24 protein-coding genes are annotated in these 22557 nt (G+C 55.1%); 15 read left to right on the top strand and 9 right to left on the bottom strand.

The window, feature by feature from the left end:
- Window positions 1-24 precede the first annotated feature (24 nt).
- The 7 genes from Q4606_RS13170 (at window position 25) to Q4606_RS13140 (ending at window position 9238) form a co-directional block, all read left to right on the top strand.
- On the top strand, window positions 25-543 hold the full coding sequence (locus Q4606_RS13170) for a formate dehydrogenase subunit gamma (protein WP_303607813.1): 519 nt from the start codon (window positions 25-27) through the stop codon (window positions 541-543).
- Between the two features lie 17 nt (window positions 544-560).
- Complete coding sequence (locus Q4606_RS13165; RefSeq protein ID WP_303595352.1) at window positions 561-2120, top strand: NADH-quinone oxidoreductase subunit NuoF; 1560 nt, start codon at window positions 561-563, stop codon at window positions 2118-2120.
- 1 nt (window position 2121) lies between these two features.
- On the top strand, window positions 2122-5043 hold the full coding sequence (gene fdhF / locus Q4606_RS13160) for a formate dehydrogenase subunit alpha (protein WP_303607812.1): 2922 nt from the start codon (window positions 2122-2124) through the stop codon (window positions 5041-5043).
- Between the two features lie 46 nt (window positions 5044-5089).
- On the top strand, window positions 5090-5893 hold the full coding sequence (gene fdhD, locus Q4606_RS13155; protein ID WP_303607811.1) for a formate dehydrogenase accessory sulfurtransferase FdhD: 804 nt from the start codon (window positions 5090-5092) through the stop codon (window positions 5891-5893).
- Complete coding sequence (locus Q4606_RS13150) at window positions 5890-6117, top strand: formate dehydrogenase subunit delta (RefSeq protein WP_303595358.1); 228 nt, start codon at window positions 5890-5892, stop codon at window positions 6115-6117. Before fdhD ends, Q4606_RS13150 begins: the two co-directional genes overlap by 4 nt.
- A 108-nt stretch (window positions 6118-6225) precedes the next feature.
- Complete coding sequence (locus Q4606_RS13145) at window positions 6226-7557, top strand: HD-GYP domain-containing protein (RefSeq protein ID WP_303607810.1); 1332 nt, start codon at window positions 6226-6228, stop codon at window positions 7555-7557.
- A gap of 127 nt (window positions 7558-7684) precedes the next feature.
- Entirely contained in the window at window positions 7685-9238 is a 1554-nt protein-coding gene (locus Q4606_RS13140; RefSeq protein WP_303607809.1) for a PAS domain-containing methyl-accepting chemotaxis protein, read from the top strand.
- Between the two features lie 47 nt (window positions 9239-9285).
- Here Q4606_RS13140 and Q4606_RS13135 read toward each other — a convergent pair whose 3' ends face one another.
- A complete protein-coding gene (locus Q4606_RS13135; RefSeq protein ID WP_303607808.1) occupies window positions 9286-10596 on the bottom strand; it encodes an NAD(P)/FAD-dependent oxidoreductase in 1311 nt (436 codons plus the stop codon).
- Window positions 10597-10777: 181 nt separating this feature from the next.
- Here Q4606_RS13135 and Q4606_RS13130 point away from each other — a divergent pair, with 181 nt between their 5' ends.
- On the top strand, window positions 10778-11338 hold the full coding sequence (locus Q4606_RS13130) for a TIGR00730 family Rossman fold protein (protein WP_303607807.1): 561 nt from the start codon (window positions 10778-10780) through the stop codon (window positions 11336-11338).
- Window positions 11339-11350: 12 nt separating this feature from the next.
- Here the strand turns inward: Q4606_RS13130 and Q4606_RS13125 are convergent, their stop codons facing one another.
- Window positions 11351-12091, bottom strand: coding sequence for a spermidine synthase (locus Q4606_RS13125; RefSeq protein WP_303607806.1), 741 nt, complete (start codon window positions 12089-12091; stop codon window positions 11351-11353).
- A 27-nt stretch (window positions 12092-12118) separates the two neighbouring features.
- On the bottom strand, window positions 12119-12451 hold the full coding sequence (locus Q4606_RS13120; protein WP_303595369.1) for an ankyrin repeat domain-containing protein: 333 nt from the start codon (window positions 12449-12451) through the stop codon (window positions 12119-12121).
- Between the two features lie 153 nt (window positions 12452-12604).
- Here Q4606_RS13120 and Q4606_RS13115 point away from each other — a divergent pair, with 153 nt between their 5' ends.
- Entirely contained in the window at window positions 12605-13228 is a 624-nt protein-coding gene (locus Q4606_RS13115; RefSeq protein WP_303607805.1) for a YbhB/YbcL family Raf kinase inhibitor-like protein, read from the top strand.
- Window positions 13229-13311: 83 nt separating this feature from the next.
- Here Q4606_RS13115 and Q4606_RS13110 read toward each other — a convergent pair whose 3' ends face one another.
- Together Q4606_RS13110 and Q4606_RS13105 are read right to left on the bottom strand one after the other, a co-directional pair.
- Window positions 13312-14337, bottom strand: coding sequence for a lipid A deacylase LpxR family protein (locus tag Q4606_RS13110; protein ID WP_303607804.1), 1026 nt, complete (start codon window positions 14335-14337; stop codon window positions 13312-13314).
- Between the two features lie 139 nt (window positions 14338-14476).
- Window positions 14477-14629: a hypothetical protein gene (locus Q4606_RS13105; protein WP_303607803.1), complete on the bottom strand. Its 153-nt coding sequence runs from the start codon at window positions 14627-14629 to the stop codon at window positions 14477-14479.
- Between the two features lie 172 nt (window positions 14630-14801).
- Between Q4606_RS13105 and Q4606_RS13100 the strand changes: the two genes are divergently transcribed.
- Together Q4606_RS13100 and Q4606_RS13095 are read left to right on the top strand one after the other, a co-directional pair.
- A complete protein-coding gene (locus Q4606_RS13100; protein ID WP_303595375.1) occupies window positions 14802-15494 on the top strand; it encodes a TVP38/TMEM64 family protein in 693 nt (230 codons plus the stop codon).
- An 88-nt stretch (window positions 15495-15582) separates the two neighbouring features.
- Complete coding sequence (locus tag Q4606_RS13095; protein WP_303607802.1) at window positions 15583-16428, top strand: DUF547 domain-containing protein; 846 nt, start codon at window positions 15583-15585, stop codon at window positions 16426-16428.
- A gap of 68 nt (window positions 16429-16496) precedes the next feature.
- Here the strand turns inward: Q4606_RS13095 and Q4606_RS13090 are convergent, their stop codons facing one another.
- A complete protein-coding gene (locus Q4606_RS13090; RefSeq protein WP_303595378.1) occupies window positions 16497-16655 on the bottom strand; it encodes a hypothetical protein in 159 nt (52 codons plus the stop codon).
- 232 nt (window positions 16656-16887) lie between these two features.
- Between Q4606_RS13090 and Q4606_RS13085 the strand changes: the two genes are divergently transcribed.
- Genes Q4606_RS13085 through Q4606_RS13075 form a run of 3 tightly spaced genes read left to right on the top strand, consistent with a single transcriptional unit; the run spans window position 16888 to window position 19292 of the window.
- A complete protein-coding gene (locus Q4606_RS13085) occupies window positions 16888-17844 on the top strand; it encodes a sulfurtransferase (protein ID WP_303607801.1) in 957 nt (318 codons plus the stop codon).
- A 24-nt stretch (window positions 17845-17868) separates the two neighbouring features.
- Complete coding sequence (locus Q4606_RS13080; protein WP_303607800.1) at window positions 17869-19083, top strand: YeeE/YedE family protein; 1215 nt, start codon at window positions 17869-17871, stop codon at window positions 19081-19083.
- Between the two features lie 14 nt (window positions 19084-19097).
- Window positions 19098-19292, top strand: a complete 195-nt coding sequence (locus Q4606_RS13075) for a hypothetical protein (RefSeq protein WP_303607799.1) — start codon at window positions 19098-19100, stop codon at window positions 19290-19292.
- A 268-nt stretch (window positions 19293-19560) separates the two neighbouring features.
- On the opposite strand, the gene Q4606_RS13070 is transcribed toward Q4606_RS13075, so the two are convergent.
- Window positions 19561-19713 (bottom strand): hypothetical protein, encoded by a 153-nt coding sequence (locus tag Q4606_RS13070; protein WP_303595384.1) that lies wholly within the window; start codon window positions 19711-19713, stop codon window positions 19561-19563.
- Between the two features lie 107 nt (window positions 19714-19820).
- A complete protein-coding gene (locus tag Q4606_RS13065) occupies window positions 19821-20018 on the bottom strand; it encodes a hypothetical protein (protein ID WP_303607798.1) in 198 nt (65 codons plus the stop codon).
- A gap of 81 nt (window positions 20019-20099) precedes the next feature.
- On the opposite strand from Q4606_RS13065, the gene Q4606_RS13060 reads away from it, so the two are divergent.
- Entirely contained in the window at window positions 20100-20858 is a 759-nt protein-coding gene (locus tag Q4606_RS13060; protein WP_303595386.1) for a S9 family peptidase, read from the top strand.
- 174 nt (window positions 20859-21032) lie between these two features.
- Here the strand turns inward: Q4606_RS13060 and Q4606_RS13055 are convergent, their stop codons facing one another.
- Window positions 21033-22412: a DsbA family protein gene (locus Q4606_RS13055; protein WP_303607797.1), complete on the bottom strand. Its 1380-nt coding sequence runs from the start codon at window positions 22410-22412 to the stop codon at window positions 21033-21035.
- Window positions 22413-22557: the final 145 nt, after the last annotated feature.

The following is a 22557-nucleotide window of genomic DNA, read 5'->3' as shown; positions in this document are numbered from 1 at the left end:
AAACAGGTAGGAACAGTTATGCATATGTCAGAAAGAACTGGCCATAAAACGGTGCCTCTTGCCGATGACTGGAACCCTGACATGGTCCGCCAGGACGTCGCGGCCCTGCAGCACGAGCCAGGCGCACTTCTACCCATTTTGCATGCTATACAGAACCGCATCGGCTACGTGCCCGACGGTGCTGTACCTATCATTGCTGAAATGCTGCAGCAAACCCGTGCCGATATTCACGGAGTTATCAGTTTCTATCATCATTTCCGTACCCGCCCGGCAGGCAGCAACATCCTGGAAGTATGTCGTGCTGAAGCCTGTCAGGCCCGTGGCGGTCGCACACTTGAGCGCCACGTACAGGAGAAGCTGGGCGTGGGCTACCACCAAACCACTGCTGATAACGAATTCACACTGGAGCCGGTGTATTGCCTGGGCAATTGTGCCTGTGGCCCGTCCATTCGGCTGAACGATGAAATCATTGGCCGGGTAACCCCGCAGTCATTCGATGAGCTGGCCGACAAACTGACAACGTCAGTCCTTAAGCTAAAGTAAAGGCAGGAGCGAATCCCATGACAATAACAATTTATGTGCCCTGCGATACCACTGCACTTTCTCTTGGGGCAGACCAAGTGGCAAAAGAACTGCTGTATGCGGCGGCAGCGCAACATCTCGATATCAATCTGGTGCGCAACGGTTCACGCGGACTTTTCTGGCTCGAGCCTTTGGTGGAAGTGCGAACGCCTTATGGTCGCGTAGCATATGGCCCCGTGAAACCAGAGCATGTGGAAGAATTGGTGGCCGCCGGCTTGTTTGAGGGGAGCCCGGATCATTCTCTGTACCTGGGTGATATTGCCCAGCACCCCTATCTTCAGCAACAGCAACGTCTTACCTTCGCCCGCATTGGTATTACCGACCCGGTCTGCATTGAAGACTACATCGCCCACGGCGGATTTGCCGGCTTGAAGAAAGCTGCGGCGCTGACGCCCCAGGGGATTGTGGATGAAGTAAAAGCGTCCGGCTTAAGAGGCCGTGGCGGTGCCGCATTCCCGGCGGGGATCAAATGGCAAACCGTACTCGACGAACCGCATAACCAGCAAAAATATGTTGTGTGCAACGCCGACGAAGGCGATTCCGGTACTTTTGCCGACCGCCTGGTGATGGAATGCGACCCTTACATGCTGATTGAAGGCATGACCATCGCCGGGCTGGCGGTAGGTGCAACTCTCGGTTTTATTTACGTGCGCTCGGAATATCTGCTGTCCAAGAGGATGCTGGACGAGGCCATTCACCGGGCCGAGGCACAGGGCTATCTGGGGGATAACGTGTGTGGCAATGGCCGCACCTTTCGCCTGGAAGTGCGGTTAGGCGCAGGTGCCTATATTTGCGGCGAGGAAACCTCACTGCTGGAAAGTCTGGAGGGTAAGCGGGGGCTGGTTCGCTCCAAGCCGCCGCTGCCAGCTATAAAAGGTCTTTTTGGCCAGCCTACGGTGGTGAACAACGTGCTGTCGCTGGCGGCCGTGCCATACATCCTGGCTCACGGTAGCAAAGCCTACGCCGATTACGGCATGGGCCGGTCACTGGGCACCTTGCCCATTCAACTGGCGGGCAACATCAAGCAGGGGGGGCTGATTGAGCTGGCCTTTGGCGTGACTCTGCGCAAAGTGCTAGAGGACTTCGGTGACGGCACCTTTACCGGTCGACCAATGAAAGCCGTGCAGGTGGGCGGCCCACTGATGGCCTACATGCCTGAAAGTCAGTGGGATACACCGATGGATTACGAAGCCTTCGCGAAGCTCGGTGCCGGTATCGGCCACGGCGGCGTGGTGGTGTTTGATGACACAGTGGATATGGGCGAGCAGGCCAGTTTTGCCATGGAGTTCTGCGCCGTTGAATCCTGCGGCAAATGCACCCCATGCCGGATTGGCTCAGTGCGCGGCGTGGAGGTGATTGGTCGCATCCGAGCCGGTGAGAATCGTGATAGCAATCTGGAGTTGCTGGAAGATCTGTGTGAAACCATGGTGGACGGCTCGCTCTGTGCGATGGGCGGTATGACGCCGTTCCCGGTGCAGAGTGTAATGAAACATTTCCCCGAAGACCTGATGGCCAGCCCGCACCCGGTGGAGGCATAACATGTTGCATTATTACGACCCAAGCACACAAAGCTACGACGCTGGCACGAGCATTCCGAACCCTGATTTTGATTTCGGCACCCCGGCAAGGGTGTCGGAAACGCTTGTCTCTGTCTCCATTGATGGCCGCGAGATTAGCGTACCTGAGGGCACTTCGGTGTTGCGGGCGGCGGCTCTGGCGGGCATCAATATTCCCAAGCTTTGTGCCTCTGACAATCTGGAACCTTTCGGCTCGTGCCGCCTGTGTGCGGTAGAGATCGAAGGCCGCCGTGGTTACCCGGCTTCCTGCACCACCCCTGTGACCCAGGGCATGGATGTCACCACCCAGACCGGCAAGCTGGCGAAGCTGCGCCGCAACATCATGGAGTTGTACATTTCTGACCACCCCCTGGATTGCCTGACTTGTCCCGCCAACGGCAATTGCGAGTTGCAGGATGTGGCCGGAACAGTAGGTCTGCGAGAAGTAAGATACGGCTTTGACGGTGCAAATCATCTGGACGCTGTAACTGATGATTCCAATCCCTACTTCAGCTTCGATCCCAGCAAGTGCATCGTGTGCTCGCGCTGCGTTCGAGCCTGTGAGGAAGTGCAGGGCACCTTCGCACTGACCATCGAAGGCCGCGGTTTTGACTCAGTGGTTTCCGCCAGTCAGAACGACCCGTTCATGGATTCCGAATGTGTATCCTGTGGTGCTTGTGTGCAAGCCTGCCCCACATCCACCCTGATGGAAAAAAGCGTGATTGACGCCGGTCAGCCCGAACACAGCGTGGTAACCACCTGTGCATACTGCGGCGTTGGCTGCTCGTTCAAAGCCGAAATGAAAGGCGACCAGTTGGTGCGCATGGTTCCTTACAAAGGTGGCGAAGCCAATCATGGCCACTCTTGTGTGAAAGGTCGCTTTGCCTTTGGTTACGCCACGCACAAGGACCGCATCAAAGAACCGATGATTCGCGATTCCATTAATGACCCGTGGCAAGTCGTATCCTGGGATGAAGCATTGGCGTTCTCCGCCAAAAAGCTCAAGCGTATTCAGGCTGACTACGGTCGCGAAAGCATTGGCGGCATCACTTCCTCGCGATGCACTAATGAAGAAACCTATCTGGTGCAAAAACTGGTGCGGGCGGCGTTTGGCAACAATAACACCGACACCTGCGCGCGGGTGTGCCATTCCCCTACCGGCTATGGTTTAAAAGCCACTCTCGGCGAATCGGCGGGAACCCAGACGTTTGACTCGGTGATGAAAGCCGACACGATTATGGTCATTGGCGCTAACCCGACCGATGCTCATCCAGTATTTGGTTCACTGATGCGCCGCCGCTTGCGCCAAGGGGCAAGGCTGGTGGTGATTGACCCTCGCGGTATCGACGTTCTGAAAACACCTCATGCTGATGAAGGTCTGCACCTGCCGCTGCGCCCGGGCACCAACGTCGCCATGGTAAACGCGCTGGCCCATGTGATTGTGACCGAAGGCCTTGAGGATCAGGGGTTTATCAGCAGCCGTTGCGATACCGAAGCTTACAACACCTGGCGAACGTTTATCGCCGCGGAGCGCAACTCCCCGGAAGCCATGGAATCGGTAACTGGCGTAGCGGCAGACAAGGTGCGCGAAGCCGCACGCATCTATGCACAGGCAGACAACGGCGCTATCTACTATGGCCTGGGCGTAACCGAACACAGCCAGGGCTCCACCATGGTGATGGGTATTGCCAACCTGGCGCTGGCCACCGGCAATATCGGCAAGGAAGGCGGAGGTGTAAACCCGCTGCGCGGGCAAAATAATGTGCAGGGTTCCTGCGATATGGGCTCCTTCCCCCACGAATTGCCGGGCTACCAGCATGTGAATGATCCGGATGTGCGTGCGCGCTTTGAGGCTGCCTGGGGTGCGCCCATCGACAACGAACCGGGCTTGCGTATTCCAAACATGTTTGATGCCGCAATCGCCGGCAGTTTCAAGGCGCTTTATGTGCAGGGTGAGGACATCGCTCAGTCAGACCCCAATACCCAGCATGTAGAGGCAGCGCTGAAAGCTCTGGACTGTCTGATTGTGCAGGATATTTTTCTGAATGAAACCGCCAAGCTAGCCCACGTGTTGCTGCCAGGCTCCACCTTTCTGGAAAAGAACGGCACTTTCACCAACGCTGAGCGCCGTATCAACCGCGTGCGTAAAGTCATGGAACCGATTGCCGGCATGGAAGACTGGGAAGTAACCATGGCGTTGTCCAACGCACTGGGTTACCCAATGAACTACAGCCACCCTTCTGAAATCATGGATGAGATTGCGTCGTTAACACCCACATTCACCGGTGTAAATTACGACAAACTGGAGCAACTGGGCAGTATTCAGTGGCCGTGTAACGACGAGCACCCGGACGGTACGCCCACCATGCACACGCTGGACTTTCCCATTGGCAAGGGTCGTTTTGCAGTGACGGAATATCTGGCTACGGAAGAGCGTGCCAGCCGTCGCTTCCCGCTGCTGCTGACCACCGGCCGCATATTGTCCCAGTACAACGTCGGCGCACAAACCCGGCGTACGGCTAACAGCGACTGGCACGAAGAAGATCGGTTGGAACTGCACCCCAGCGATGCTGAACTGCGTGGCATAAAGGATGGTGACTGGCTAGGTATCAGCAGCCGGGTGGGCCATACGGTATTGCGGGCAAAGCTCAGTACCCGCATGTTGCCGGGAGTGGTTTACACAACCTTCCACCATCCGGGCAGCGGAGCCAACGTGATAACGACCGATAATTCCGACTGGGCCACCAACTGCCCGGAATACAAGGTAACCGCTGTTCAGGTAGAAAAAGTGTCCCAGCCGTCGGGTTGGCAGCGCAACTTCGTAGACTTCGACGAGCGCCAGCGGGCTTTGTTGAAGCCAGCCATGGAAAACGGGGAAGGCCGCCATGCAAGCACACTCAAGTAATCAGCAACCAGTTGGAGTAGATACACCCACGTGCACTTCACCATCTATGAGTGAAGCCAGGGTTGTCGTGCGTGGCGGTATTGAAGGTGCGCGTCCCCACGATCTGGTTGCGGAAGAAATTCCCGTGGCTATGGTTTACAACGGCGTGTCCCATGCTGTGATGATGGCCTCGCCCTGCGATCTTGCAGACTTTGCCCTGGGTTTCAGCTTGAGCGAAGGCATTCTGCAGCGCCCGGACCAACTGTTCGGCATCGAGATAAAGCCGGGCGAAGACGGCGTAGAGGTGGACATGCACATTGCCGGTGATTGCTATGCACGACTACGCGAACAGCGCCGAAATATGGCTGGCCGAACGGGTTGCGGGCTTTGTGGCACTGAATCTCTGGCCTATGTGGTGAGAACCATTGATCAGATTGTTCCGCAGCCACCCCCCGAGGACAAGGCTGTGCAAGAAGCGTTGAACAATTTGAAAAAACATCAGCCTGTGCAGTTGCAAACCGGCGCTACCCACGGCGCGGCCTGGTGCGATATGGAGGGTAAGGTTGTGTTGGCAAGGGAAGATGTAGGCCGCCACAACGCGCTGGACAAACTTATTGGCGCTCGCCTGCGTGAGTATGGCAATCAGGCTTTCATCGAAGGCTTCGCGCTGATCTCCAGCCGTGCCAGCTTTGAAATGGTGCAGAAAAGCGCCAGTGTAGGTATCAGCACTCTGGTGGCGGTATCGGCCCCTACCGCCCTGGCCATCCGCGAGGCCAGCAAAAGTGGCATGAACCTCATCGGGTTCGCCCGGCCCGGGCGCCACGTTATCTATACCCTTGGTGATACAACACCTCAGGAGAACAGTCTGTGAGTGACCAGCAGTTGGACAACCTGATCAAGATGCTCGACCAGATTATCGCCAACAACCGACATTGCGGTAACGATGAAAAGGTAACCGATGTGGCTGCCGACCACCTGCGTAAATTCTGGGCCCGCAGCATGAAGCAGAAAATAATCGCCTACGCGAATCAAAGCCCTGCCGAGTTGTCTGCACCGGCACGGTCGACCATTGCGAAGCTGGAAGCCTCATCGTAGTAGCGCCAAACCACACAGGTTTTAACTGTTTTTTACAGACTCCCTGCGCCTTTTACCTTTAGACTGCTCCCTAATTAGGTTGGTAACTGTCACGGTTGGGCTAAAGCAATGCGCGGCACATACGTTGAGCTTATAGAAACCCAGGTAGATGTTGCTGACCTGGAAATTGGCATGCATGTCATCCGGTTGGACAGGCCCTGGGAAGACACAGACTTTCTTGTGCAAGGCTTTATCATCAACGACATCACAGAAATTCATGCGTTGCGTCGCCAATGTGAGTTCGTTGTTATTGAGGGTGTGGCTGAAAGAAAGCGGCAGCCCGCAGATAAGGCTACCAACAGGAGGGGTGTGGCGGGTTTCTTCAAATCCAAACAGAAGCCTGAGAAGGCGTTGAAAAGTGGAGCTGCCCCCAGCTCGCCCCGAAAACGGGTGTCTTATATTAATAAGGTGAGCGTAGGCCGGGAGTTACAAACGGCTACCATGCGGTTTGAAGATGCTCAGCTCACCGCAAAGTCCATCATGTCCGGTTTGCGTGTCAGCCGCACACTGGATTTAAATAACGCCAGAAAGGTTGTGAATAGTTGCGTAGAAAGTGTACTGCGTAACGACAATGCCTTGATGTTGCTCACCAAAATCAAGAACCAGGACGAGTATACCGCCGAACACTGCATCAACGTCTCCATTCTGGCTGCCGCGTTTGGAAAATCCCTGGGCATGATAAAGGGGGAGATCCAGAACCTGGCGCTATGTGGCCTGTTGCACGATGTCGGTAAAACCAGAATTCCTAACGAGGTTCTGAACAAACCTGGCCGCCTTACTGACGACGAATTTGCCCTGATGAGAAATCATGCGGTTCATGGCCGCACCATACTCATGAGCACCGGCGCCTCCCTGCAAAGTGCTGTGGATGTAGCCTTCTCTCATCACGAGCGAGTGGATGGCAAAGGTTATCCCAGAGGGCTTCAGGCCGAAAACATACCCTACTTTGCGAAGATCATTGCGCTGGTGGATACCTACGATGCGATTACCAGTACGCGTGTCTACAAGAAAGCCATGGCGTCTATGCAGGCCCTGGAAATCATTTATAACAATCGCGGAACCCAGTTTGATACTGAGCTTGCTGATGCCTTTATCCGTATGGTCGGTATCTATCCGCCCGGGTCGATTGTCGAAATGCGCAATGGCGAAGTGGGCATCGTGGTTGAGAGCTATGAGGATCACAGGCTAAAGCCGAAGGTGTTAATGGTTCGGGATGTGAATGGATCATCAATCTCTACCTCCAAGGTCCTGGATTTGCGGGAATCGCCAGTAGACGACAGCGGAAGGGTCTATCAGATTTCCAAAGAGGTTCCCGACGGAACCTACGGTATTATTCTGCAAGATTACGTAAAGAATGGTTCAATCATAACAGCGCCTTTACCGCTGCTTGATTCGGAATAAAGTTCAAGTGGCTGTTATAGCCGCCCTGCACACCTCCTGAAAAACAATTTGTTTCAGCAAATGTTTTATATATCGGGCACCCTACACCCGATTAGTGAAACGACAATCACCGATCCGGGTGTTCTTGATGAGAAAAAATTTACCAGTTACTGACACTGAGCACACGTTTTCAGAGTCGCAAAAGCTTATTTCATCGACCGATCTGGACGGGAAAATACGCCACTGCAATCAGGCGTTTGTGGAAGTCAGCGGGTTCACGCGAGAAGAGCTCATTGGCCAGCCTCACAATATTGTGCGCCACCCTGACATGCCTCCGGGCGCATTCGAAAATATGTGGAGCCATCTGAAGGCCGGCACCCCCTGGATGGGCATGGTTAAAAACCGCCGTAAAAACGGCGATTTTTATTGGGTCAGCGCTTACATCACACCAGTTACTGAGAACGGCAAAGTTGTCGGTTACGAATCAGTCCGCTCTTGCCCGTTAAGAGAGGATGTCCGGCGTGCGGAAAAACAGTACGCAAGAATTCGCCAGGGCAGCTCAGGCAACTCCCTTTCGCGGAGATTTGCACCGGAATCCGTGTTTTTGATGGCCGTTCTGGTGGCTGCCGCAGTCTCCTTCTATGTCGGCCAGGCATTAATTTCACAAGCTGTATTGGTGTGTGGAATTATCGCGTATGCAATCTGGATGCATGGTTCCAGGCGTCGGTTAATCAGCTCGGTAACGCACCTACTTGGAACCAGCTTTACCGACGACCTCGCGGCACAAAGCTATACGGATGATGACCTTGATTCCGGGCGCATGAAAGTGGCCGTAATGGCCCAGAAAGCCCACCTCGACGCAGTGCTTACCAGGCTTGAAGACTCTGCCGGGCAAGTGAAATCCGGGGCCGTGCAAGGGCTTGAAGTTACCTACGAATCCCATGAAGCCCTGAGAACGCAGCAGGCGGAAATCAGCAATGTAGCGGCTTCTGTGCATGAGGTGTCCCAGACCATCACCGAAGTGTCCTCGAATGTTCAGAGTACCGCGCGCAAAGCCGAGGAATCCCGAGAGCTGGCAGATCGTGGTGCGGCAGTTGTGGGCACAACCCGGGAAGTCATCCAGAGCCTGCAAACAACCGTTCACAGTATCAGTGAATCGGTGGGCGAGCTTGCGTCTGAAAGCCAGAAGATTGCAAGCGCGGCCAAAATCATTGAAGAAATCGCCGATCAGACAAACCTTCTGGCGTTGAATGCGGCGATTGAAGCGGCCAGGGCCGGTGAGCATGGGCGCGGATTTGCGGTGGTAGCCGACGAGGTACGGGGCCTGGCAAGGCGGACTCAGGACTCCACCCAGGAGATTCACAGCATTATCGAAGCCTTGCTCTCCAGAACGTCTGTGTCAGTGAGGGCGACCGATGAGGGCAAAAAAACGGCCGACAGCGGGCTTGCGCACATGCTCGAAGCTGAGACAACGCTTGGTCAAATAGCAGGGTCGGTAGGCACGATTGCGGAAATGTCCATCCAGATGGCAGCCGCTGTGGAGGAACAGGCCCAGGTGTTTGACCAGATAAACGAACAGGTTGAACACATCTCCAGCCTGGGCTCCGACAGCTTGCATAAAGGGGATTTGGCAATAAGCCAGGTGCAGCAAATGGAAACCATTGCCGGAGAGTTGCACGAGCTCGTTATAAGGTTCAAATAGGCTGGCTCGGCACTCTCTCCAGTTTTATGGATGCGGTTCCCCGCCCATTAATGCAACTTCATCCGTGGCTGCATCGCCCTGCTGATCTTATCCATAAACCAGATCACCCCTGTGCGCACAAAGCCGTGCAGGGCCACCTGGTGCATGCGGTACAGCGAAACATAAAACAGTCGCGCCACTTTGCCTTCAATGTACATGCTGCGGCCAGAGAGGTTGCCCATAAGGTTGCCTACCGTGGTGTAGTGGCTGAAGTTGATCAGGGAGCCGTAGTCGTTGTACACGAAGGGCACGAGTTCTTTGCCTTCGAGCCGGTTGCACAGGGACTTTAACAGAGCGTCTGCCTGTTGGTGCGCGGCCTGAGCGCGGGGTGCGACAGGCCGGTCGGAGTCCGGTTGGGGGCAGGCGGCGCAGTCACCGAAAGCGAAAATGTCAGAATCCCTGGTGGTTTGCAGGGTCTGGTGCACAACCAATTGATTTCCGCGGTTGGATTCCAGTCCGTCCAGGTCCGCCAGAAAGGCCGGTGCCTTGATGCCGGCGGCCCAGATGGTCATTTCTGAGGGCAGCTCGGTGCCATCTTTCAATAGAACTAGGCCGGGGCGGATTTCGCTTACGGGTTGGCCGTTAAGAACGTTCACATGCTGGTGGTCCAGCTCCTTGGTAGCGGCCGCAGAGAGTCGGCCAGGGAGTGCAGGCAGAATCCGGTCCGCTGCTTCAATCACCGTTATGTGTACATCGGATGGCTTCAGGTGGTTCATGCCATACACCGGCAATTCCCGTGAAGCTAACCGGAGCTCTGCGGCCAGTTCAACACCTGTGGCACCGGCACCGATGATACTGATGTCCAGGGTGTGTTCGTTGCCTTGCCGGGCTTCGTGATTTTTGCGTAAAAAGGCATTGAGCATCAGGTTGTGGAAGCGCCGGGCCTGTTTCAGGCTGTCCAGGAACAGGCAGTACTCTTGTGCGCCAGGGGTGCCGAAATCATTGGCGGTGCTGCCGACGGCGATAACCAGGGTGTCATAATTCAGCTGGCGCTCGGGAACCACTTCTTTGCCTTCTTCGTCGAGAAAAGGCGCGATCACCAGCTTCTTGGTTTCACGGTTCAGGCCGCTCATGCGCCCCAGTTGGAATTCGTAATGGTGCCGGCGCGCATGAGCGCGATAGTTTATTTCATTGGAGTTGGCGTCGAGGGAGCCGGATGCAACCTCGTGCAGAAGCGGCTTCCACACGTGTGTCAGGCCTGCGTCCACGAGGGTAATGCGGGCTTTGCCTTTTTTGCCCAGCTTTCTGCCGAGGCTGGTCACAAGTTCGAGGCCGCCGGCACCGCCTCCGACGACTACAATATGATGAAGATTTTCCATAGCGATCCGACCTGTATGTAGGTAAAGAAAGCCAAGCGCTCTCTCTGAAAAACGCTTGGCTGTCATCACTGGAGCCTGGTTACAAGGTAGGATACTAATACTAACGTTCTCCGGGCGGCCGGTACAATTGGTCATAAGACCTAGATTTATTGGTTGTTCAACACACAAGAGACAGAAAAGCATGAAAGTAGCAGTTTACTGTGGTTCCCGTTCAGGTAACGAGCCGCTATACGCTGAGAAAGCCAGAGAGCTGGGCGAGTTCTTCGGTTGTAACGGTATAGATCTGGTATTTGGCGGTGGGCACGTTGGCCTTATGGGTATTATTGCCGATTCTGTGCTTGCCAGCGGCGGCAAGGTGTACGGTGTTATCCCGCAACATCTGGTTAATCGTGAGCTGGCGCACCCTGGCCTTACAGAGCTGTTTGTTGTACGTGATATGCACGAGCGCAAGGCGAAGATGGCAGAGTTGGCCGATGGCTTTGTCGCGTTGCCCGGGGGGATTGGTACGCTCGAAGAAATCTTTGAAATGTGGACCTGGGGGCAGCTGGGTATGCACCAGAAGCCTTGTGGCTTCTATAACGTCGAAGGGTTTTACGATGCGCTGCTGGAGATGGTCAGAAGCATGGTGGCTGCAGGGTTTGTAAAACAACAATACCTCGACATGATTGTGTTGACGCAAACACCCACAGAGCTGATTGATCGCTTCAACGCCTACGTGCCGCCTCAGGAAAAGTGGACCTGAGCCAGGCTGGGCTCAAAGTCGGCTGACTCTGCTCATCAGCCGGCTCCAGTCGATTGGTAGTCGTTTTTCCAGGCGGGCCAGTGCGGGGTCTTTTGGGTGGATGGCCTCGAAGGGCTGCTTGCTGGCGTACACCACCGTGTTGTTGGTTTTGCTTTTAAATATCAGCAGCACGGCAAAGTGCTTTCGAAGCTGGCGGAAGTAGGGCCCTTCGGCGTCGGGTGTCCGGTGGTAGTTCAGAACCAGCCAGCCGTCGGGGCTTAAAGCCCGGCTACAGCTTTCTATAAATTGCCGCTTTGCCTGTGCGGGGCTCATGCGGTCTGCGCTATACAGGTCGGCCAGAATCAGGTCGGTACTGGCGTCTGGAGCATCGTTCAGAGCATTGCGGGCATCAGCAATGGTAACGAGCAGGCGATCACTCTCGGGTAGACCAAAGTACTCCCGTGCCACATCCAGTACCGCCTGGCGCAGTTCAACCGCGTGCACTTGGCATTCCGGGAAAAGATAATGAAAGGCGCTGGCCATAACCCCGCCGCCCAGGCCCAGGATGGTGACGTGGCCCGGTTTGATGAAGGCAGCCGGAAGCAACATGGCCCGGCTGTATTCGTGCACGGGGAGATGCGGGTATCGTCGGTCAATCTTGCTTTGCTCAAACACGGAGTTAAAGGTCAACACCCGGTGCTTGCGGTAGTCGATCACCAGAATGCTGCCGAGTTTGTCCCGGCTATGGTGAATAATCTCGCCTTTGTTGAACATGCGGTGCTCTTTGAGGAAGTCGGAAACCTAGCGGCTGAGGTGTTTAATTGTGTCCTGTGCGCCCTTGCCCTGGGCAAGGCTCAGCGCCGTGTTGCCATCGGCGTCCTGGAGTTCCGGGTTGGCGCCTTTTTCCAGCAAAAGCGCTACCGTATCGGCATGGCCGTTGCGCGCGGCAAGCATCAGCAGGCTTTCACCTTCGCTGGTGCGCATGTCTACTGGTACGCCTGCATCCAGCATCACGCTGAGAGGTCCGGCACCGCCATTGCGTGCCAGCTCAAAAATTCCCTGTGCAAAGGCGATGGCGTCTTCATCTGACTGGTTCTCAGGTTGCTGAGGTTGGCCGGTTTTGTGCTCGCTCATTGGGACTCCGTTTCAAAGGCTGCTGAAAAGTCGGTATAGACATGCATACGATACCGCTGATACAACGTTTTAGCACAGAGTGGGTTCGCCTCTGGCACAATCAAAACGATATAACCCAGCTATTAACAGCATTAACTGACAGGAGAAAGCGCCATGAAACTGAACGTTGAGGGTATTGAAGAGGGCAAACCGGTCCCGGAGATATTCGCGTTCGGCGTGTTCAACCGGGAAGAGCACATGAGCTTTGGCCCTAATCGGAGCCCGGACATGTTCTGGGAAGGTGCGCCGGAAGGTACGAAAAGCTTCGCTGTGATGATGTTTGATCCGGATGTGCCCAGTGTGGCTGATGATGCAAACCAGGAAGGCAAAACAGTTTCCAAAGATATTCCGCGGGTTGATTTCTTCCACTGGCTTCTGGTGGATATCCCCGCCAAAATCAGCCGTATTCCGGAAGGTGAAGACAGCGATGGCGTTACGCCCAAAGGCAAAGACGGAGGCTCTGGCCCGGTTGGCCTGCGAGGGGTGAACAATTTCACCCAGTTCCTGGCTGGAAACCCCGATATGGCCGGCACTTACTACGGCTATGACGGCCCCTGTCCGCCCTGGAACGATGAATTGCTGCACCACTATCACTACGAAGTGCATGCGCTGGATGTGGAATCACTGGGTCTTTCCGGAGAGTTTGATGGAGAGGCGGTGCGCAACGCCATGAAGGGTCACGTGCTGGCGAGCGCGCGGGTGACTGGCACTTATACGCTGAACCCGGACCTGCGCTAAGCTTTCGGACATCGCTCCTCAACGCAGAGGCCGGAGCCGCAGCACATAGGTTCCGGCGTGTTTCTGGTTGCTTTCTCGCGAGATTAAAACCGGTATTCTGCCATGAATGAGCCGAAGCTGTTTCTTGGATCTTGGCTCGGAGGCAGGTTGTCGTCGTCGACCGTTTCCGTCGATAGCCATAGGCTGAGATGGGCCCCAAAGCGTGGCCCAAGCCAATGCAAACCCAGAATGGTTTGGCCGACGGTGCGGTTGATTTTGATTGTGTTGCTGTCTGTCCAGTCGTTGCTCACCAGAAGGTTGCCTTCACGCGGCAGTGCCCAGGCGAAGTAGGTTGCTCTCAAGGTGATCGACGCATAAAACCGATTGCCCGTAACCGGTGCGATGGTGGCGTCATAGTCCATCCCACGACCGACGGGGCCCGGAATAAACGTGAATCCTTGTGGACGATCACCAATCCGCAACTCCAGCCCGGGCTGCGCAAACGTGTAGTAGTTGCCCACTGCAGCATCTCCGCTCAGAGCAACGTCAAACCAGGAGTTTTGGTACAGCCGGCGTTTGGCACTGATATACCCGTTGAGTATGGGTTCAAAGGCGAGCTGATTATCCCAGCCTTCAGGGTTATCACCGCCTATTGCGGTGTGAACCGTTACCTGGGCCTGCCTGGCAAGTGCCGGCTCCCCCACCCATCCAAACAGCCACTGGGCACCAAAAAAGTATTCATCATCAAACCCGTAAAAGCTGTTGCCCCAACCTAAAAAACCCACATAGGGAACATCATTTTCAATGAGCACTGGTTGTTCGATGTTTGCCGGCGTCTCCATATTCTGACCGAGCACCCAACTCTCACGATAGTTCAGACCGGCAATGTCGGGAATTGCCCAGGCAACCAAGGCTTTGCCAAAGGCGGGCGTGCCCCCGGTTTCATCCAGCGAGCTGACAGGTACTGACGATAGAACGGCTGAAACGCCATTGGTGAACTGATTGTCGGACGTGAGAATAACGTCGTTGGAGAGTTCAACGCGGACCGTCCCTCCAGCTTTGGTGGTTTCTGGCAATATTGCAGCACAGAACATCAACGCCAATGAGAGCAAACGAGAGCAGGCATTCAACTTTTAATCACCTGTAATTTTTCATGACGCTATTGTCTTCCCTGAGCCACTTGTCTGGAAAGGTAAGCTGGGAGATGCTTCGTCGGCTGGAACCTCAGGAGGCCTGAGGTTCATCGCGTTTATGAAGCGGGTAAATCGCTTAGCTGATTGTACCTGCGTCTTTGACCTCCGGGCTATGAAGGCACGGATGGTTGTTTCCACATTCGAGATCTCTGGCACTTGGTGTATCCGCATGAGCTGTTGCACCCCACGCGAAGACAACAAGGGCACCGATCAGTGCTAGAGTTTTCATAATGCTGTTCCTCTTCGTTGGTATAGCGGCCACGCTCCTGCTGATCTGGGTTCAGTCAACGTCCTGCGGCGTGGCTTTCACGGTATGGACACACGAGCGAACGAAGGATTACAGATTATTTGCATGCCGCAGACTCAATGCACGCCCTCAACATGACCGGTAGAATAGTCTGATGAACCGTTCCCAATGGGCTTTCCGTCTCACTATTCTTGTTATTGTTGCACTCGTGATGGGCGCCATTTGGCTGGTTCTTCGCCAACTGGGCATGCCTGTGAGTCTGGCACCAGTAGCGCTGTCTGAGTGGCTTAACGATCAGGGCATGTTCGGACCACTGTTGCTCATGCTGTTGATGATTCTCGCGGTAGTTGTCGGGCCCATTCCGACATTGCCCATCAGCGCTGCATCGGGGCTGGTATATGGCATGTTTGCCGGAACGGCCATTGCAGTGATTGGCGCGCTTGCCGGGTCGCTTATTGCCTTTTACCTGGCGCGGATGCTCGGGCGCGATGCCGTTCAGAAGAAATTGGGGCACAACCCGATGTTCTCGGCACGGGGGTCGCAACCTTTCCTGTTTTTCGCGGTACTGATCACCCGGCTGATCCCCCTGTTTTCCTTTGCCCTGGTCAGTTATGCCGCTGGGGTCACCGCAATACATCTCTGGCGTTACGCCCTTGCGACCACCCTGGGCATGCTGCCGATGACCTTCGTTTTTGCGGGGCTTGGCCAGAGCTTTGAGTTCAATCCGGTGCTGACGGTAATAGCCGCTGTTATTGTTCTGGTATTTATGAGTACCCTGCCGATTTATCTTGGCCGACACCCGAATTCCAGGCTGGCCCGCTGGCTGCATCTGAATAAGGTTGTTTGAGTCTGAGCATTTTCTGTGTAACAGAACGCGAAGATGGTTGTCTGTAATCGCATTCCTTTACTAAAAATCCGATGCGATTGGAGTGATTATGCTTGGTTACCGACGTCTATCCTGTGTTCTGGCCATTCTCGTTATGCCTGCCCTTGCTTGGGCAGATACTGATACCGGGCTGTACAAGAGCTACCAGTGCCTTCTGACTGATTACGTGGTTGAGCAAGCGATGCCCGGGAACGGCCTGGTATCGGCTTTCGATTATCGGTCTGCTCTGGCCGATAGTGGCTTGCAAAAGAACCTGGCGGACCAACAGGCCAAACTGCGGGAGTTCGACCCCGAGACCCTGAATGGACGAGAGGAATCCGTAGCCTTCTGGATTAACGCCTACAATTTTTTCATGCTTGCCCAGATACTCACTGAACGACCGGATGGCGAACTGGTTTCGTCCGTCTGGGATTATGGTGGCCGGGTGAATCCGTTTGTTGACAGTGTGTTTGAGCGGAAGAGCTTTGTTATTGGGGGGCGAGCACACAGTCTTAATGAGATTGAAAAAGAAATCCTGCTGGGAAACGACTACGCGGACAGGGGCTGGAAGGATGCCCGCGTACATTTTGCGGTGAACTGTGCTTCGGTTGGTTGCCCGCCACTTCGGGACATCCTTTATACCGCAGACAATCTGGAAGACATGCTTGCAGAAAATACCCGCCGGGCGTTCAGCACAGAGCGTCACCTCCGTGTAGAGGGTGAGGTTCTTTATCTCACCGAATTATTCAAATGGTATAAAGAGGATTTCGCAGCGGCTTCCGGTTCTGAAAAGGCGTTCATTGAAGAATGGGCTGATCCGATAGTGGTGGATCGAGTGGCAGGCACAGGAACCATAGAATTCATCAACTATGACTGGACTTTAAACAGTCCGGCCAATTTTTCCGAGTTGCGTTAAGCCTGCTCTCGGAACACGGACACAAAAAGGCCGCTATTCCGGAGAATAGCGGCCTTTTCCGTTCCCGATCACTTTGCAGAGACTTTCATTTCCACAATTTTGTCAGCAGTTGCAACCGGGTAGCTCTTTGCTTCGTTGTATCTGTCCGCTTGACCGTTCATTGCCAGCGCAGTAGATGCTGAGAATGAAAGGGCAATAACGGCGAATATCAGTGTCAGTTTCTTCATGGTTTGGTACCTCGTTCGTGATGATGCACAGGGTCTGTCCGATGCTCGGTCAGGCCGCGCTTACGAGGTATAGACAACCGACTGCCCCCTTGTGTTACAGATTTTTGGAAAGTGGCAAGAAAAATTGGAGATTTGCATATAACCAAACGTCATAGAAGCTGAGCTGTCCATTACTCAACGTAGAATTCATAATGGCGGCTCAAAAACTGATAGTGATATAAGGAGAAGCGCCATGAGCCGCATATTGGCCATTGTTCTGCTGATTGCCAGCTCACTTGCGTGGGCGGATGGCGGTAGAACGCCGCCCCTGGTTGATGCCAACTGGCTTGAAGCGAACCTCGAACGAGATAACCTGGTAGTGCTGGATGTCCGTTCGGGCATTGATAATGGTGGTGACCGAAGCAGCTTTCAGAATGCTCATATCCCCGGAGCTGTATACAGCAGCTACACTGGTGATGGCTGGCGCGAAAGCAGGGACGGCGTCAGGGGTCTGTTACCGCCTGTCGCAAGCGTGGAGCGCCTGATTGGTAGCCTGGGAATCAGTAACGACGATACTGTGGTGGTTGTACCTGCCGGCACAGGCGCTACCGACTTTGGAAGTGCCGCCCGTGTGTACTGGACCTTCAGAGTGTTGGGCCACGACGAGGTAACCATCCTCAACGGTGGCTTTGCTGGCTGGAAGGCTGCCGGTTACCGGGTGGACGGCGGTGAAGGGGGGCAGCGGGACCTGGTGCAGTTTGAAGGCACCCTGCAACCGGAATTGCTTGCAACTCTGGAGGAGGTGCAGGAAGCCAGAGATAGTCAGGCTCAACTCGTGGATGCTCGCCCTTCCGACTATTTCAGAGGCGAAAACCAATCCCCCGACGCCAAGGCACCTGGCACAATTCCGGGTTCTTTCAATCTGCCCCACGCAGGTTTCCTTGGTGAGCAAAACGCGGTCTGGTACCTGAACGAAGAAGACATCACCGCGCGGGTTAATCAGGCTGAGCTTGATTCCGGCGCTCGGACTATCGCGTTTTGCAACACTGGCCACTGGGCGGCCACGGATTGGTTCGTGTTAAGTGAGCTTGCCGGATTCCAGGAGGTTGCGCTCTATGATGGCTCCATGGCGGAGTGGTCACAGGACAGCAGCCGACCGATGCAGGTAGCGAAGAAGGGGCTTGGCAAGCTTCTCGACCTGTTTAACTAACCCGTTTAACCAAGTGGACTCGCAATGACAGATTCTGCAGTTCTCCAGCCCGGGCTTCAGCAGCCAGGCTGGCAGGTGGACCGATTTATCGTAGCAACCGCGCTGGCAGGCCTTGCTTTGCTGGGTGGGTTGATATGGTTGGAAACCGCGCCCTTCATGGTGGCGTTATTTGTAATTGGTAGTGTGTTGGGCATGGCCCTATACCACGGTGCATTCGGCTTTACGGCAGGTTGGCGCAACCTGGTAGTTAAAAAGCGCGGCGCCGGTATGCGTGCACAACTCATGCTGTTTGGGCTTTCTTCCCTCATTATGGTGCCTATGCTCTACAGCGGGCAGGCAGGGCTTGTGGGTGCTGTTGCTCCGGTAGGTACCTCTCTGGTCGTGGGCTCCTTTATTTTCGGGCTTGGCATGCAACTTGGTGGAGGGTGTGGCTCCGGCACCTTGTTTACGGTAGGTGCCGGTAATATCCGCATGGTGGTGACGCTGGTGTTTTTTATAGCGGGTACTGTGCTTGGATCCATCCATCTACCCTGGTGGCTGGATCAGCCGGGCTTCGACCCGGTGCCACTGGTCAACACCTTTGGGGTCAGTGGAGCAATTATTGTTCAGCTTCTGGGCCTGGGCCTGATTGCCCGCTGGGTTAACCGGGTTGAGCGCAAGGCTCACGGCAACCTTGAGCGTAATGAGCTGCTCTGGAGAGGCCAGGAACATGGTGTCTTCCGAACGCTGATCAGTGGTCGCTGGCCGTTTACCTGGGCGATTTTGATTCTGGCCGCTGGGAACGCGTTAACTCTGGCACTTAGCGGTGCTCCCTGGAGTATCACGTTTGCCTTTAACGTTTGGGGCGCCAAAGCTATGGAAGTGCTGGGAGTGAATATGTCCCAGTTCGAGTTCTGGACCTGGGAATACCCCGCCATGGCCTTGAAAGACTCGATGCTTACCAATGCACCTTCGGTAATGAACTTCGGTTTGTTGCTTGGTGCCATGCTGGCGGCAGGCCTGGCGAACCGTTTTAACGAGGCGAGCCGTAGTCGGCCTGAAGGTCGCCAGTTTCTGGCTTCCGTAGTCGGTGGACTGCTGTTGGGCTATGGGGCCCGTTTGGGCTTTGGCTGTAACATCGGGGCGCTGTTTTCAGGTATCGCGTCAGCCAGCCTGCACGCCTGGATCTGGTTTGCTTGCGCCTTCGCCGGTTCAATGATCGGAATACGGTTGCGCCCCTGGTTCCGGCTGCCAAACTGATGCGGGAGAAGAACATGGAACGAGCTTATAGCCCCGCCCGCATTCTGGTAATGCTCGGGATTATTCTGGTGCTGATTATGGCAGACCACCTGAGCAGCCCCACCTTTGCGTTCAATTCCGGGCAAGGCAACGTGCAAACAGCGTTGAGCCAGCGAGATGAAACGGCCTGTGCGCCATGTGGAGCACCCTGCCCTTCAACACGAGACTGACTGACAAACTAGCCGGTACTCTTTCACACGGGGTTGGTGGCCAGAATTTTCATCTGCTGGCCACCTGACACGAAGGCGGGTTAGGCGTTTGCCCTGCCTGCCAGGCAGGAAAGCCAACAGCGTGAAGATGGCAGTGAGCCGTCCCGGGTTGCGTTTTATCATACGCATTCTCCATTGATGCTTAACCAACTGAAGCTCGACGACTCATTGATTACCTCGATATGGCAAACAGAACCCCAGGAGGCCTGAGGTTCGTGTGCTTCACCGCTTATCCGGTTGACCCTTGGCTTTCACCCTCTTGGATATGGAAGGTGGATGGGTTGTTTCCGCGCTCGATATCCTCCGCGCTTACTCCTTCTGCATGTGCTGTTGCGCCAAATGTGAAGGCAATGAGGGCGGTTATCAGTGTTAATGTTTTCATGATGCTGTTCTCCGTCTTTGGTCAGCGGCCACACTCCTGTTGCTGTGAGTTCAGTCAACATTCTGCGGTGTGGCGTTCACGCTATGGACACACGAGCGATCAAAGGATTACAGATTTTCTGCACGCTGACGTTTCTGGCCGGGCAGTCGCGATTCGAAGTCATAGTGGGCTGCCGTGGACGTGCCGCTCAGCTCGGTATTGGGTGTGCCCGTCGACCAGCCACCCAGCAGTAGAATGAGTATCGCCAGGGTACCGAGGGGCGATAATGGGATAGGGCAGCGATTCTCACGAAAGAAAAACTTCATTTCGTGGTCTGTCCTGTAACAATTGGCACTGCTTGGTAGTCTACTAACAGTAGACCTTCTTAACGGGCAAGGAAAAACACTATGACGAGATCCAAAGTGGAGTTCGCAAATGCTCAGGGCCAGAACCTTGCGGGCTTGTTGGAGTTGCCGGGCGAGGGCAAGCCTTATGCTATGGCCCTATTCGCCCATTGTTTTACGTGTGGAAAGGATATTGCTGCAGCGTCCCGGATAGGGCGCGCCCTCGTGAAGCAGGGCATTGGTGTGTTGCGTTTCGACTTTACCGGGTTGGGCAACAGTGACGGGGATTTTGGCAATACCAATTTCTCCTCCAACATCGAGGATTTGCTGGCGGCCGGCGAATTCCTCAAGCAACACTACGAGGCGCCGCGAATGATCATTGGTCACAGCCTGGGAGGCGCCGCGGTTTTGGCAGCAGCCCAGCGCATGCCGTCCCTTGAAGCCGTTGCCACCATCGGGGCGCCGGCTACCGCCCATCACGTCCAGCATCTTTTTGACAGCAAGGCCGACGAGATTCGTGAGTCCGGTGAAGCCGAAGTGACCCTGGCCGGTCGGACATTCAATGTAAAATCGCAGATGCTGGATGATCTGGTGCAATGGAATACACCGGACCACATCGGTAATCTGCGTAAGGCACTGATTATTTTCCATTCGCCGGTTGATGAGGTTGTGGGTATCAACGAAGCGGCCACTATCTATCAGGCGGCCAAGCATCCCAAAAGCTTTATATCCCTTGATAATGCCGACCATCTGCTATCAAAAGCTGCGGATGCGGAATACGTTGCGGATATGCTCGTGGCCTGGTCCAGCCGGTACCTCTAACGTTACGGAGTTAGTCTGGCATTCGGGGCTGAACCTGGTGGCCGATACCTTGTCATTCCCGTCGTCTTCCAGGGTGTTGATTCGGCACTGGCGCGGGTAAAAAAGCCGGCACTGATTCTGTAACAATTTGCAGGTTCGCCTGTCAGTAGGTCATGAGATATAGAACGATTTACCTTAATTGCCGCGCTGGCCCTCTGTAACCTTTGCGTTGTTGGTCGGGTCGTAAACCCCTTGGGTGGAGCTGGTCTCCACCCTTTTTTTGATGGCCTCCTCAATTAGCCAGAGCCTGTCCTGACCCCAGCAGCTGAAGGTTCCATAGCGGAAACTCGGGACGCCCCAAAGCCCGCAGTCATACATTGCCTTACGGTTTACTTCCGCCCACTCACGCCAACTCTGGTCATCTAACAAAGTCTCTGCCTTCTGCCATTCCAATCCAGCGCGCTCTACGATGACTTTCAAGCCTGCATCGGTTTCCGAGCGGATGCCTTCGGCATTGACGGCCCGGGCGTAGCTACGCATGTACTCGATTTCACGGCCCAGGGAGCGGGCGTATTCAAACAGGGCATAACACCTTTCCACGCCAGGCCCGAGAGGGTCAGCGACAAAGCCATAAGGAATGCCCAGCTTGTCGGCTTCCCTTTTTGTGTCGTGGAAGATGTACCACTTCTTGGCATCGGGTACCGATTGTCCGCGCATCACCATGGGGAGCACCGGCTTCAGTTGCAGAGGTATATTCCATGCCTTCGCCAGCAGAATTACCCGTTCCAGGCCGAGGTAGGAGTAGGGGCTGCGAATGGAAAAGAACACATCCAGAGGTGTCTCGGCGGCCGGATGGCCATCGGGTAATCTTGTGGCGATATTTGTTAAATCAGCCCAGGTGCGCGTATAGGTTATCGCCCTTGAGGCATCCCGGTTCAGCCCTTGATCGGTGAGGCTTCGTTCAAGATGGTCCAGCCGGTCTACGCCCCAGAACCACTCACCCAGGTACCAAACCATGCTGCCCTGATAGTGGCCGAGCCGCCGAAGCATTTTTTCATTATCGAGCAGGGTTTGATTATCAAGATCTGTAGGTCCCGAACCTGGCTTGCTTTGGGAATCGGAACTCCAGAGGTCCGTCAATAAGCGGGCAGCGGTATTGAGTCCGTCGTTGGCGTGTTCGGCCTGAAGCAGCCGGGCGGTGGCGGCCTTGAGTTCGGTTTCCGAGAGTGGCGTTGGCCGGTCAGGCGGCGTGAGGTTATACAGTTTGGCGATCCGGGTGGCGTCCTGTTGAGCCCACGAGCCCCACAGCGCCGGCTCGGGGAACATTTCTTCATCCAACTGCCAAACGGTATGGAGCCGGATGCGCACCCCATAGTGCTCCTGCAATTGAACAAGTGCCTGCAACAAGGTTAGCCCGAAAGGGTCTCGAGGATTCACGAACACCCGAACAAGGTCGCTCTCGCCTCGCAGCCTTGCCCGAGCTTTGTGCATGGATCGTTGCAGAGCATATCGGTACGGGCTGGAAAATGCGCGGGCGAACCAGGGCATAAGATCCGCTTTGACCGGACGATGCATAGGAGGAGTCTCTTTATTTGTTATTGATTGAACAGACAGTTCCTCACGTACTGTAACAGTTGCACTTCTCATGTGTCTCTACCGGTGAAACGCGAACAATCAATGCCTTGGAAGCTACCGAGGCAGTGAGTAACCGGAACGGAGA

The sequence above is a fragment of the Marinobacter sp. 1_MG-2023 genome, from assembly GCF_030549045.1.
Classification (GTDB): domain Bacteria; phylum Pseudomonadota; class Gammaproteobacteria; order Pseudomonadales; family Oleiphilaceae; genus Marinobacter.
Note: the sequence above shows the minus strand (reverse complement) of the source record. Positions and strands in the feature narration are given on the sequence as shown.

What these genes read in the sequence shown, in the direction of transcription:
- Q4606_RS13170 (WP_303607813.1), top strand. Translation starts at nt 25, where the DNA reads ATGTCAGAAAGAACTGGCCATAAAACGGTGCCTCTTGCCGATGACTGG.
- Q4606_RS13165 (WP_303595352.1), top strand. Translation starts at nt 561, where the DNA reads ATGACAATAACAATTTATGTGCCCTGCGATACCACTGCACTTTCTCTT.
- fdhF (WP_303607812.1), top strand. Translation starts at nt 2,122, where the DNA reads ATGTTGCATTATTACGACCCAAGCACACAAAGCTACGACGCTGGCACG.
- fdhD (WP_303607811.1), top strand. Translation starts at nt 5,090, where the DNA reads ATGAGTGAAGCCAGGGTTGTCGTGCGTGGCGGTATTGAAGGTGCGCGT.
- Q4606_RS13145 (WP_303607810.1), top strand. Translation starts at nt 6,226, where the DNA reads ATGCGCGGCACATACGTTGAGCTTATAGAAACCCAGGTAGATGTTGCT.
- Q4606_RS13140 (WP_303607809.1), top strand. Translation starts at nt 7,685, where the DNA reads ATGAGAAAAAATTTACCAGTTACTGACACTGAGCACACGTTTTCAGAG.
- Q4606_RS13135 (WP_303607808.1), bottom strand. Translation starts at nt 10,596, where the DNA reads ATGGAAAATCTTCATCATATTGTAGTCGTCGGAGGCGGTGCCGGCGGC.
- Q4606_RS13130 (WP_303607807.1), top strand. Translation starts at nt 10,778, where the DNA reads ATGAAAGTAGCAGTTTACTGTGGTTCCCGTTCAGGTAACGAGCCGCTA.
- Q4606_RS13125 (WP_303607806.1), bottom strand. Translation starts at nt 12,091, where the DNA reads ATGTTCAACAAAGGCGAGATTATTCACCATAGCCGGGACAAACTCGGC.
- Q4606_RS13120 (WP_303595369.1), bottom strand. Translation starts at nt 12,451, where the DNA reads ATGAGCGAGCACAAAACCGGCCAACCTCAGCAACCTGAGAACCAGTCA.
- Q4606_RS13115 (WP_303607805.1), top strand. Translation starts at nt 12,605, where the DNA reads ATGAAACTGAACGTTGAGGGTATTGAAGAGGGCAAACCGGTCCCGGAG.
- Q4606_RS13105 (WP_303607803.1), bottom strand. Translation starts at nt 14,629, where the DNA reads ATGAAAACTCTAGCACTGATCGGTGCCCTTGTTGTCTTCGCGTGGGGT.
- Q4606_RS13100 (WP_303595375.1), top strand. Translation starts at nt 14,802, where the DNA reads ATGAACCGTTCCCAATGGGCTTTCCGTCTCACTATTCTTGTTATTGTT.
- Q4606_RS13095 (WP_303607802.1), top strand. Translation starts at nt 15,583, where the DNA reads ATGCTTGGTTACCGACGTCTATCCTGTGTTCTGGCCATTCTCGTTATG.
- Q4606_RS13090 (WP_303595378.1), bottom strand. Translation starts at nt 16,655, where the DNA reads ATGAAGAAACTGACACTGATATTCGCCGTTATTGCCCTTTCATTCTCA.
- Q4606_RS13085 (WP_303607801.1), top strand. Translation starts at nt 16,888, where the DNA reads ATGAGCCGCATATTGGCCATTGTTCTGCTGATTGCCAGCTCACTTGCG.
- Q4606_RS13080 (WP_303607800.1), top strand. Translation starts at nt 17,869, where the DNA reads ATGACAGATTCTGCAGTTCTCCAGCCCGGGCTTCAGCAGCCAGGCTGG.
- Q4606_RS13075 (WP_303607799.1), top strand. Translation starts at nt 19,098, where the DNA reads ATGGAACGAGCTTATAGCCCCGCCCGCATTCTGGTAATGCTCGGGATT.
- Q4606_RS13070 (WP_303595384.1), bottom strand. Translation starts at nt 19,713, where the DNA reads ATGAAAACATTAACACTGATAACCGCCCTCATTGCCTTCACATTTGGC.
- Q4606_RS13065 (WP_303607798.1), bottom strand. Translation starts at nt 20,018, where the DNA reads ATGAAGTTTTTCTTTCGTGAGAATCGCTGCCCTATCCCATTATCGCCC.
- Q4606_RS13060 (WP_303595386.1), top strand. Translation starts at nt 20,100, where the DNA reads ATGACGAGATCCAAAGTGGAGTTCGCAAATGCTCAGGGCCAGAACCTT.
- Q4606_RS13055 (WP_303607797.1), bottom strand. Translation starts at nt 22,412, where the DNA reads ATGCATCGTCCGGTCAAAGCGGATCTTATGCCCTGGTTCGCCCGCGCA.